This is a genomic window from Pseudomonas sp. 8 R 14, from assembly GCF_900005955.1.
In the GTDB taxonomy this organism is placed as follows: domain Bacteria; phylum Pseudomonadota; class Gammaproteobacteria; order Pseudomonadales; family Pseudomonadaceae; genus Aquipseudomonas; species Aquipseudomonas marginalis.
Window position 1 is genome coordinate 505062 of the sequence record NZ_CVTH01000087.1, and the last position, 11839, is coordinate 516900.

Below are 11839 nucleotides of genomic sequence, written 5' to 3' on the forward strand. Positions count from 1 at the left end.
CGCGGACCCTGGCACGGCAGTTGAGCCTGTTGTTGCTGCTGGCACTGCTGGCGTCGAACGCCATTGCGATGTTGTTCCTGCAGCGCACCGGCAGCCTGATCCACCCGCTGTCGCGCAGTTTCAGCCTGGAACGCCTGGGGATTGCCCATCACACGGCAATCGACCTGACCTCGAGTGAAACCGCGCACCTGCTGGCCGGCATGAGCACCGACGACACGCGCTTCTGGATCGGCCCCACGCCGGAGGTGGCGCCGTTTGCGCAACGCCCGGAAGAACAGCGCCTGGCCAACGAGCTGCGGCGCCAATTACAGCTGGATAACAGCGCCGCCATCGGCATGCAGTTGGAACGCATCAGCGGCGCCGACGCCCGCACCCATGTGTTCAGCCCCGCCGGCTGGGCGCCGTTGCGCCTGCGCAGCAGCGTGCCGCTGCCCAACGGTACCTACCTGAATGCCGTGCAATACCCCGCCGGCGCCTATGAATGGGGTCGCGTCCTGGCCTACAGCCTGCCGGTGACGACCCTGCCGGTGCTGCTGATCGTGATGTTTTTCATTGCCCGCGTGGTGCGCCCGATCAAGACCCTGGCCAAGGCCACCGAGCGCGTCAGCCGCGGTGAATGGATCGCCCCGCTGCCGGAAACCGGCCCACAGGAAGCCCGCGACCTCACTGCCGCCTTCAACACCATGCAGGCCAACCTCGCACGGCATGTCGAAGGCCGCACGCGGATGCTCGCAGCGGTCAGCCATGACTTGAATACGCCGATCACCGAACTGCGCCTGCAAGTGGAATTGCTGGAGCCCGGCGCAGCCCGCGATGACATGCTCGAAAGCCTCGCGGAATTGAGTGCCATGGTGCGTGAAACCCTGAATTTCGTGCGCGATGACACGGTGCAGGAACCTACCGCTACGACTTCATTGAACGACCTGCTGGATGACCTGGCCAAGCGTTACCAACGCCTTCAGCAGCCCGTCACCTGGGCCGGCGCACCGTCCTTGCTGCTGACCTGCCGCCCGCTGGCGCTCAAACGTGCACTGACCAACCTGATTGACAACGCCCTGCGCCATGCCGGCGATGCCGACCTGAGCCTGGTTCGCGAGGACAACGGCTGGCTGCGCATCGAGATTCTCGACCACGGCCAAGGTCTACCCGAGGCGTGGTTGAGCAAAGTCTTCGAGCCCTTCGTACAACGGGGTGTCAGTGACGGCGGCGTGGGGCTGGGCCTGGCGATTGCACGGTCGTGCATCCAGGCCCATGGCGGTGAACTGGTCTTGGAGAATCGCCCACCGGCCGGCCTGTGCGCGGTGGTGCGATTGCCCACCGCGCTCTAGAAGTTGAGCGTGGCGCCCATCCACAGGGTGCGGCCGTAGTTCACCGTGCCATAGGTTTCATCGTCCAGGCGCTTGTCGGTGAGGTTGTTCAGGGAGGCGTTGAGGGTCAACGAATCGCTCACGTCATAGGAGCCGCCCAGGTCGGCGGTGGTGTAGCCCGGCGCCGGTTCGTCGGTGGTGATGGTGTTGCCGGTTTCCTCGCCGTAGTAGCTCAGCGAAGCCCAGGCCTGGGTGCGATCGTTAATGGTCCACTCGGTACGCACATTGGCTTTTTGCTCAGGGGTGAGGGCCAGGGGCGCGCCTTTGTTGGCGCCGCTTTTCTGCTCGGAGTCAGTGTAGGTGTAGTTGGCTTTGAGCAGCACGCTGGGGTTGATGTCCCATTGGCCGTTGAGCTCAACGCCCTGGATGATCGCCTTGTCGACGTTGACCCGCTCCATGATGGTGTAGCCGTTCCAGCGCCGGTCGGTGGTGACGGTGGAAAGCTTGTCCTGGAAGTCGTTGTAGAACAGCGTCACGCCGCCGGACAGGTTGTCGCGGTTGCTCCACAGCGCCGAGACTTCATAGTTGGTGCTGGTCTCGGGCTTGAGGTCCGGGTTGCCGAACATCACGAAGCGGTTGCGGCGCAGGTAGGCGTAATCCTCGACGACCGCACGCAGCTCGGGGGCCTTAAAGCCACGTGCAACACCGCCCTTGAACGTCCACTGCTCGGTGGCGCGCCACACCCCGTAGACCCGCGGGCTGAGGTGGGCGCCGTACTCTTCGTGCTCATCCAGGCGCAGGCCGGTGGTCAGGGCGAAGCTGTCGGTCATCGACCACTCGTTTTCCGCGAACAGGGCTTTTTGCACCACCGAGAATTTATAGTCGACGCGGTCACCGAGGCCCTGGTTCCAGTCGGTGAGCTCGCTTTTATTCCATTGCACGCCCACGGTGCTGACGTTATGGGCGGTGGGCACCACCAGCTTGGCGTCAAACACGCTGTTCTTGATCTCGGGTTTGCGCCCGTAGATGTCAGTCTGCGCCGGTGTCGCCTTGCCTTCACGGCTGGAGGTTTCCTGGGACAAGGCAATGTCCGAGGTGGCCCAGCCCCAGCGGCCCTGGTGGGACAGCGACCAGTGATCGCGGTTGTTTTCCTGTTCGCGGGTGGCCCAGTTGGCGCTCATGCCGTCGCCATTCTTCAAGCGCGTGGCGCCGGCTTCCAGCAGGATGTCGTGGTCGATAGTGGGGGTGAAGGCCAGGCGCGCGGTGAGGTCGCGGTGGTCAGCCTTGCTGAAGCCATTGGTTTGCTCGATGTCGTCATCGGCCTGGCGATCCAGGTAGCGGCCCCACACCTGCAAACCGAGGAAATCTTCCTTGAGCGGACCACTGAGGTAGAACTGGGTCTGGCGTGCATTACCCTGGTCGCTGTGCTGACGCGCCGAGTAGTCATACCCGATGGAGCCGCCCCAGGTCGGTGAGACCTTGCGCGTGATCACGTTGATCACCCCGCCGATGGCATCCGAGCCGTACAGCGACGACATCGGCCCGCGCACCACTTCAATCCGCTCGATGGCCGCAGCGGGTGGCACGAAGCTCTGTTCATAGCCACTGTTGCCGTTGACCCGCGATTCCCGCGCACTCTGGCGCTTGCCGTCGACCATGATCAGGGTGTAGTCGGCCGGCATGCCACGGATGGAGATGTCGGTTTCATTCGCACCGCCGTTGACGGTCACGCCTTCCACATCTTTAACCGCGTCGCCGAGGTCGCGGTAGGACTTGCGACGCAGCGCCTCGCCATCGATCACGGTGACCGAGGCCGGTGCGTCTTCCGCACTTTGCGCAAAACCGGATGCAGTCACCACTACATCATTGAGTTCCAGTGCAACAGGCTCATCGGCGTGGGCATGAAGACTGGCGGCAACCAGCAGGGCCAGGGGCGAGAAACGAAAAGCAGGCAGCATGGGCGAAGACCTTCGGATTAGACTCAAAAGAGAATCGTAATCATCCAGCCCCGAATAACTTGGACAAAGTGTGACAGCTCAAGCCGCCGCGACCTCTGCGGTACGGCGCTCACGCAACAGATGGAAGGCCGCGAAAGCCGTCACGGCAAAACACGCCTGGATCACGATCATCGGTGTTGCACTGCCGTCACGCAGATGGCTCAGTAACAGGCCGCTGCAGGTCGCGCCGAACATCTGCGCAAAGCCCATCAAGCCGGCCGCCAAACCGGCACGGTGAGCGTTGGGCATGACCCCTCCGGTCACAGACCCGGGCAATACCAGGCCGCCGCCGAGGGTCGCCAGCGCAATGGGAATATCCAGGCCCAGCACCGACAGGCCAAACAGCGCATAAATCACCAGTGCGGCAATCCCGCCCATGGCTACCAGCGTCACGCCCATCGCCACAATCCGTTGCGGCCCCAGGCGCTGGATGTTGCGTCGGGTGTAGGTGGAACCGATGATCAGCATCGACACGATCAGGCCAAAATTGATGCCGTACTCCAGGCTGCTCAAGCCCAACAGATTGATATACACCGCCGAGGAACCGGCGATCACCGCGAACATGGCGCCATAGGTACACGCCAGCGCCACGGCGAACGCGCGGTACTGGCGGCCCTTGAGCAGGTCCAGGTATTGCCCGCCGAGGGTGCGCCAGTGGCCGGCCTTGGGGTCGAGGAAGTGGTTGCTCTCGCGAAAGAACAGCAGCGCCAGCAGCAGCACCCCACTGCCAATCACCAGTGCCAGCAGGATCGGCGCACGCCAGCCCAGCACCTTGATCAGCAGGCCACCGACCATCGGGGCGACGACGATGGCGTAGAGCATGCCGATCATGGTCAGCGCCAGCGCCGGCCCCGCCTCGGCCTTCCACACGTCACGCACCACGGTACGCGCCAGTACCAGCGCAGCGCAGGCGCCGAGGCCTTGCACGACGCGAGCGGCGATAAATTGCTGGATGTCATTGACCAGCAGCATCGACAAGGTCGCCAGCACATACAGCAACAGCCCGCCGATCAGCACCGGACGGCGGCCGATGCGGTCCGACAGCGGGCCGAACAGCAGTTGCCCCAGGCCAAAGGCGGCGACAAACGCCGACAGTGCCATCAGCGCCGAACCCGGTGGCGCCAACAGGGCGTGCTCGATCAGACCCAAGCCTGGAATGATCAATTGGGTCGAGACTTCACCCAGTGCCGTCAGGGCCACCAGTAAAAACAACAAGCTTCGCGATGGGGCCGGGGCGTTCGACATGGGGATTATCCGAGGCTGGATTTATTTATATTTCGACCATAATATGCGTAAAAAATTATGTCCATAATTTTTTGCCCAATGGTAATCCCCGGAGCCCGACATGATCCCTCTCCCCTCGCGCCTTCTCACGCCCCTGGCCCTGTTGATCATCCTCAGCGGCTGCAACAGCCAGGCCGACACCGCCGCCCAAGCGCCGCAACCGCGTCCGGTACTCGCCGCCAAGGTCGAAGCCGCCGGCACTCAGCAAAGCGCCTATACCGGCGTGGTGGCTGCGCGTACGGAAAGCGACCTGGGCTTCCGGGTCAGCGGCAAGGTCATCGAACGCAAGGTCGACCCCGGCCAGCACGTTTCCCGTGGCGACACCCTGCTGGTGCTCGACATCGGCGACTTCGAGCTGGCCCTGCGTTCGGCGAAAAACCGCGTCAACGCCGCCCAGGCTCAACTGCGTCAGCGCCGTGACGATGAAAACCGCTACCAGCGCCTGGCCAGTACCGGTGCCGTGTCACGACAGATCTTCGACCAGTCGGCGACTAACTTGCGCGTGGCCGAGGCCGAGTTGGCCGCGGCGCAATCCGACGCCAGTCAGATCGAGAACCGCCGCACTTATTCGGTGCTCAAGGCCGATGGCGACGGCATCATCACCGACGTGCGGGTGGACCGCGGCCAAGTGGTCGCCGAAGGGCAAATCGTCGCGCGCCTGGCCCATGACGGTGCCCGCGAAGCCATCGTCAACCTGCCGGAAAACCAGCGCGACCAGGCCGCGCAAAAAGCCCTGGCCTTCCCCTTCGGCGCCCCGGACCAGGCGGTGACGGCGACCTTGCGCGAACTGTCGGCCAGCGCCGATCCCACCACCCGCACCTACCGCGCCCGTTATGTGCTGCACGGTAACGTCGAGCGCTTCGCCCTCGGCTCGACCATCACCGTGCGCCTGCAAGGCGACGGCCAGGCACAACAAACCCGCGTACCGATCGGCGCCTTGCACGATGCAGGGCAAGGCACCGGTGTGTGGTTGATCGGCGCGGATGACAAGGTCAGCTTCGCCGCCGTCAAGGTCGCCAGCCTCGGCCAGGAAGACGCCCTGCTCGACAGCGGCGTGAACCCCGGCCAGGTCGTCGTCGCCCTCGGTGCGCACCTGTTGCACGGTGGCGACGCGGTGCGCCTGTTGCCCGCCCAGGTGCTGGCCCTCAACCGCAAACAGGACCAATGAGCATGCGCGGCATCAACCTCTCGGAACTGGCGGTCAAGCACCGCGCAGTCACGCTGTTTTTGATCATTGCGATCCTCGCCGCCGGGATCTTCTCGTTCGGCAAACTGGGACGCGCCGAAGACCCCTCGTTTACCGTCAAGGTCATGACCATTACCGCCGCCTGGCCCGGCGCCACTGCCCAGGAGATGCAGGAGCAGGTGGCCGACCGCCTGGAGAAGCGCCTGCAGGAACTGGACTACTACGACCGCGTCGAGACCATCGCCCAGCCAGGCTTTGTGTCGATGCGCATGACCTACAAGGAGTCCACGCGCCCCAGCGAAATCCAGGAGCTGTTCTACCAGACGCGCAAAAAACTCAGCGATGAAGCCGCGAGGCTGCCCAACGGGGTGATCGGGCCGTTCTTCAACGATGAATATTCCGATGTGTACTTCGCCCTGTACGCCCTAGAGGCCGAGCACTTGCCCCATCGGCAACAGGTGCAGATGGCCGAGGCCTTGCGCCAGGGCCTGCTCAACCTGCCGGGGGTGAAGAAGGTCAATATCCTCGGCGAGCAGGCCCAGCGGATTTTTGTCGAGTTCTCCTATGAGCGCCTGGCGACCCTGGGGATCAAGCCGGAGCAGATCTTCGCTGCCCTCGCCGCGCAGAACGCCGTGGCCCCGTCAGGTTTTGTCGAAACCGCAGGCGCGCGCGCCTATATCCGTATCGACGGTGCCTTCGATAGCCTGGCGCTGATCGAAAACGTGCCCCTGGAAGTCAACGGTCGCGTGCTGCGCATTGCCGATGTAGCCAGCGTCAGCCGCGGTTATGAAGACCCGCCCAGCTACCGCATCCGCCACCAGGGCGACCCGGCGCTGATGCTCGGCGTGATCATGGAAAAACACTGGAACGGTCTGGAGCTGGACAAAAGCCTCAAGGCCGAGGAAGCCCGGATCCAGGCGGACCTGCCGTTGGGCGTGAACTTCGCCAAAGTCTCCGACCAGGCGAAAAACATCAGCCTGGCGGTGAATGAATTCATGCTCAAATTCTTCGTTGCCCTGGCGGTGGTGATGCTCATCAGCCTGCTGGCCCTGGGCTTTCGCGTCGGCCTGGTGGTGGCGGCTGCGGTGCCGCTGACCTTGTCGGTGGTGTTTGTGATCATGCTGCTCACCGGGCGTGAGTTCGACCGCATTACCCTGGGTGCACTGATCATTTCCCTGGGCCTGCTGGTGGATGACGCCATCATCGCCATTGAAATGATGGTGGTAAAACTGGAGGAAGGTTTTGACCGGATTCATGCAGCCACCTTCGCCTGGAGCTCCACGGCGGCCCCGATGCTCACCGGTACGTTGGTGACGATCATCGGCTTTCTGCCGGTGGGATTTGCACGGTCCGGTGCGGGGGAATACGCCGGCAATATCTTCTGGATCGTCGGCTTTGCGCTGATCTCGTCCTGGCTGGTGGCGGTGGTGTTCACGCCGTACCTGGGTGTGAAGTTGCTGCCGCAGATCAAACCGGTGCCCGGTGGCCACGACGCGATTTACGCCGGGCGCTATTACCAGAAACTGCGTGATTTGGTCGAAGCCTGCGTACGCAGGCGTTGGCTGGTGACCGGGTTGGTGATCGCTGCCTTTGTACTGTGCGTACTGGGCATGGCCGTGGTGAAGAAACAGTTCTTCCCCAACTCCGACCGTTCCGAGCTGATTCTTGAGGTGTATATGCCGCCCGGCAGTGCCTTCAAGAGCACCGAGGCGGTGGCGGCGCAGTTGGAAAAGGCGCTGCTGCAAGAGCCGCAGGCCAGCATGGTCGACACCTATGTGGGCGGTGGTGCACCGCGTTTCTTCCTGTCGCTGAACCCCGAAATGCCGGACCCGGCGTTTGCCAAGCTGATCGTGCAGACGCCGGACTCTCACGCCCGTGACGCCTTGAAGCTGCGCATGCGTGAGCGAATTGCGGCCGGTGAGTTTCCGGCGGCGCGGGTGCGGGTCACCCAGTTGCTGTTCGGCCCGCCGGTGCCCTTCCCCGTGGTGTTCCGCGTGTCCGGCCCGAATGTGGAGGTGCTGCGCGGCGTGTCCGAGGACGTGCGCAAGGTCGTTGCCGCCAACGCGCTGACCAAGGACGCCTTTCTCGATTGGGGCGAGCGCACCAGCGGTTATCGCCTGGTGCTGGATCAAGACCGCCTGCGCCTGCTCGGTTTTACCCCCAACGAGGTCAAATCCCAGCTCAACGCCTTGCTCAGCGGCAACCCGATCACCGAAGTGCGTGAGGGCAACCGCACCGTGTCCGTGGTCGCCCGCGCCCAGGGCAACCAGCGCGAGAACCTCGGCAACCTCAACAACATGACCCTGACCAACAGCGCCGGCACGTCGGTGCCCCTGGCCCAGGTCGGGCAGTTCCAGGCGGTGATGGAAGAGCCGATCCTCAAGCGCCGCAACCGCGCGAGCACCGTGGAAGTGCGTGCCGACATCATCGACGGCGTGCAACCGCCCGACGTGGAAATGGCCGTGTACAAAGACCTGCAACCGCTGATCGCCCGGCTGCCGGCCGGTTACCGGATCGACATCGGCGGCCCGGTGGAAGAAAGCGCCAAGGCCAACGTTGCGCTGGCGGCGCTGTTCCCGATCATGATCCTGCTGACCCTCACGGTGATCATGTTCCAGGTGCGTTCCTTCGGCGTGATGTTCATGGTCTTCGCCACCGCGCCGCTGGGCTTGATTGGCGCGGTGCCGACCTTGCTGCTGTTCAACCAGCCGTTCGGGTTCAACGCGATCCTGGGCTTGATCGGGATCGGCGGGATCCTGATGCGCAACACGTTGATCTTTACCGACCAGATCCGCCAGAACCAGGAGCATGGCATGGCGATCCACGCGGCGATTGTCGAGGCCACGGTGCGGCGCGCGCGGCCGGTGATATTGACCGCGCTGGCGGCGGCGCTGGCGTTTATTCCGCTGACGTTGTCGGTGTTCTGGTCGTCCCTGGCATTCGTGCTGATTGGCGGGGTGGTGGTGGGCACGGTGTTGACGCTGTTGTTTCTGCCGGCGCTGTGCAGCCTGGTGCTGGGGCGGGAGAAGACAAAAATTGTCGAAACGCCCCACGTAAGCGCCGGATAAGCGCTACTCCCCTGCCCTGAAAACCGCTGCAAAGTCCCTCGCCTGAATACACAGTGCGAGGGATTGCAGATGGTGGTTTTCGTTAAAGCCCCGGTTGAAGGGGCTGTTTCATGATCGAGGTGACCCGCCAAGCCATTGGCTACCTGGTGCTGGCCGCCATGGATTCAAAGACGCGGGACGTCGAATCCGTTCTCAGCGACTTCGGGCGCTGCCTCAATACCTACGAGACCTGGGCGGAAAGCTTCTTTAGCTTTTCGGCCCTGGATATCGAACAGGTCTTCAAGGTCGGGGATGAAGTGGCGCTCATCGCGCCGATCAACCGCGCCATCCTTCCCAGCAGCACGACCGCAATGTGCCAGGCAAACGGCACGTTGACCCTGGTGCATATGTTCCAGAGCGCTCGGTTCGTGCCCATTGGCAATACGCCCGTGATGGTGCAACGCATCGATCCAGAGGGCGGCCCCCTGGGCGAGCCGATCCACAAGACCATCGGCCCCAGCGGCATCCTCGAAATCACCGAGTGTGATCGCAACCAGCAGTACCGGGTCAGCTTCTACCCCAACGTCTCCAAAGACCATTTCAAGGCGCTGTATGCCTCTTATCAGTCGGTTATCGCCCCGCTGGACAGTTGGTTGCGCAGTGAATGGGAGACCACCTTCGAACCGTTGTGGAAGGGTTACTCCGAAGCCAGCTTCCCCAAGCGCTACCTCGCCCTGCATCAAGCCTATGCCCGCGGCTTCGGCGAAGCGCTTTATTCACTCTGGGACACTGTCAAGCAGCTGTTTCAGTGGCTTGGCGACCCGCTGGCTTATGCCGAACAACTGTTGCACTACCTGTCAGCGGACGAACTTGAAAAGCTGCTGAGCCTCGGCGCCGACGCCCTCGCCAAGGGCTTGTTGGTGCTCAGCGACGAGCCGCTGCTGTTCATCTATCTGTCGGCAATGGTCAGCTGGATGCGTCTGTTGCCACCGCCCTATATGAACGAGTTGCTCGGGGAAATCAGCGCCGACGTATTGATCAACTTGTTGCTGTGTCTCGCCACTGCCGGGATGGGGATGGCGGTTCGAATAAGTACCAACGTGCTGGGCGGCATCAAGTCTCAACGTGCGCGCCGATGGTTGGAACGCATGGCTGGGCAGTTCGGAAAATCGCCCATGGATGAGCATGTCGAGCTCGCCAAACCGGTTCTGCTGGGTGGCCCTGCGACGTCGATCAAGACTGTACCGGTTGCGCCGTTGAAGGTTGGGGAGCATGTGGTTTCGAACCCGGTGCCGGCGGTTCGCAGGAAGACTCAGCAGACGGTGTTGGTCAGGCAGGAGCCTGTCGATGATGTGCCCGTTTCAGGGAAGAACCCGAACGGGGATGCGGCGGCCCCTTCGGATAAGACCGTCACCAACGGCTGCCCCGTGTCGATGGTTACCGGGGAGGAATTGCTCACCCTCACCGACGGCACGTTGGATGGGATCTTGCCGTTCGAGTGGACACGGTTATATCGCACCAGTGCGGTGGAAGTGGATGGCGGGCTGGGTTTTGGCTGGAGTCATTCGCTGGCGCATCGGCTTTCTGTTTCAGGCGATTCGGTGGTGTGGACGGACCATGAGAACCGCAGTACTTCGTTTCCGATGCCGACCGTTGCTCGGCCTGCAATCACCAACAGCTTGGCCGAAGCCGCAATCTATTTGGGCGCATCGCCGGACGAACTGGTGTTGTCCCAGGCGTCGCGGTTTTATCACTTTCGCGACGGTGTGCTGGTCTCGATCAGTGATGCCTACGACAACCGGTTGCGGATTGCTCGGGATTTTCTGGGGCGTATCGAGCGGCTGGATAACGGTGCGGGGTGTGCGCTGTTCCTGCGCTATGAATCGGACCGCATCGTGGCGGTGGACTACCAGGTGCAGCGGGCCGAAGACCGTGGTCCGTATGTCTGGATTACTGAGCAGAGCATTGTTTCCTACGCCTATGACGATGCTGGCCGACTGGTCTCGGCGACCAATGCGGTAGGTGAAAGCGAGGTTTATCGCTACGACGATCAGCACGTGATTCTTGAACGTGGACTGGCCGGTGGGGCGAGTTTCTTTTGGGCGTGGGAACGGTCCGGCAAAACGGCGCGATGTGTTCGGCATTGGGCCAGTTTCTCGCAGATGGATACGCGGTATGTCTGGGGGGACGACGGCCGTGTCACGCTGCACAACGCCGATGGCAGTCAGGAAGTGTATGTCCATGACGACCGGGCGCGGCTGGTACAGCGGATTGATCCGGACGGTGCCCAGCATTTCAAATCCTACGACGCTAAAGGCCGGCTGACGGTTGAGCAGGATCCGCTGGGGGCGGTGACGGCGTATCAGTACGACGACGCCGGACACTTGGTGGCGTTGTTTCCCGGGGATGATGAGCCGACGTCCTACGAGCATGACAATGGCTTCGTACGGGTTGTAAGGCGGGGTCTGGCGGTCTGGAAGTACGAGCGTAACGACCAGGGCGACGTCATTCGTAAGATCGATCCCGACGGACATGTTACGGATTACAGCTACGACAAATACGGGCAACTGGTTGGGGTTTGGTACCCGGATCACAGTTGTCAGCGGCTGGTGTGGAATGAGCGGGGGCAACTGGTTGAGGAGCAGTTGCCCAACGGCGGGATCAAGCGGTATCGCTATGACGATCTTGGCCGGCAGCTTGCCCGCGAGGATGAGCATGGCGCGCTGACCCAGTATCAGTGGGACAGCGTGGGTCGCTTGGTTCGCGTCGTATTACCAGGCGGTGCATGTCGGGAATACAGCTACAACCCCTACGGCAAAATCACCGCCGAACGCGATGAGCTGGGGCATGTCACCCGCTACGAATACGCCGACGGGTTGCACCTGATCAGTCGCCGCATCAACGCTGATGGCACTCAGGTCAACTACCGCTACGACAACGTGCGGTTATTGCTGACCGAGATCGAAAACGAGGTCGGCGAGACCTACCGACTTGATTACCACCCCAATGGCCTGATCC

Annotated in this window: 6 protein-coding genes; 4 read left to right on the forward strand and 2 right to left on the reverse strand. The window is 62.6% G+C overall.

All coding sequences use genetic code 11. From position 1 onward, the window contains the following. The first annotated feature begins 8 nt into the window (after nucleotides 1-8). Nucleotides 9-1328 carry an ATP-binding protein gene (locus tag BFQ01_RS27715; protein ID WP_065927802.1) on the forward strand — a complete coding sequence of 440 codons (1320 nt, stop codon included), beginning with the start codon at nucleotides 9-11 and terminating at the stop codon, nucleotides 1326-1328. Here the strand turns inward: BFQ01_RS27715 and BFQ01_RS27720 are convergent. Together BFQ01_RS27720 and BFQ01_RS27725 are read right to left on the reverse strand one after the other, a co-directional pair. Then, a complete protein-coding gene (locus tag BFQ01_RS27720) occupies nucleotides 1325-3265 on the reverse strand; it encodes a TonB-dependent receptor domain-containing protein (RefSeq protein WP_065927779.1) in 1941 nt (646 codons plus the stop codon). The genes BFQ01_RS27715 and BFQ01_RS27720 overlap by 4 nt on opposite strands. 78 nt (nucleotides 3266-3343) lie before the next feature. Continuing rightward, entirely contained in the window at nucleotides 3344-4549 is a 1206-nt protein-coding gene (locus tag BFQ01_RS27725) for a multidrug effflux MFS transporter (RefSeq protein ID WP_065927780.1), read from the reverse strand. A 100-nt stretch (nucleotides 4550-4649) separates the two neighbouring features. Between BFQ01_RS27725 and BFQ01_RS27730 the strand changes: the two genes are divergently transcribed. The 3 genes from BFQ01_RS27730 to BFQ01_RS27740 form a co-directional block, all read left to right on the forward strand. Further along, entirely contained in the window at nucleotides 4650-5756 is a 1107-nt protein-coding gene (locus tag BFQ01_RS27730; RefSeq protein WP_065927781.1) for an efflux RND transporter periplasmic adaptor subunit, read from the forward strand. Nucleotides 5757-5758: 2 nt separating this feature from the next. Next, the gene (locus tag BFQ01_RS27735; RefSeq protein WP_065927782.1) at nucleotides 5759-8842 is read left to right on the forward strand and encodes an efflux RND transporter permease subunit; all 3084 of its coding nucleotides are present in this window, start codon (nucleotides 5759-5761) and stop codon (nucleotides 8840-8842) included. Nucleotides 8843-8952: 110 nt separating this feature from the next. After that, on the forward strand, nucleotides 8953-11839 hold a 2887-nt coding region (locus BFQ01_RS27740), incomplete at its 3' end, for a DUF6531 domain-containing protein (RefSeq protein WP_141691318.1).

Bases quoted from the DNA above. Each gene is read 5' to 3' on its own strand.
- BFQ01_RS27720 (WP_065927779.1), bottom strand. From the start codon at position 3,265: ATGCTGCCTGCTTTTCGTTTCTCGCCCCTGGCCCTGCTGGTTGCCGCC.
- BFQ01_RS27725 (WP_065927780.1), bottom strand. From the start codon at position 4,549: ATGTCGAACGCCCCGGCCCCATCGCGAAGCTTGTTGTTTTTACTGGTG.
- BFQ01_RS27730 (WP_065927781.1), top strand. From the start codon at position 4,650: ATGATCCCTCTCCCCTCGCGCCTTCTCACGCCCCTGGCCCTGTTGATC.
- BFQ01_RS27735 (WP_065927782.1), top strand. From the start codon at position 5,759: ATGCGCGGCATCAACCTCTCGGAACTGGCGGTCAAGCACCGCGCAGTC.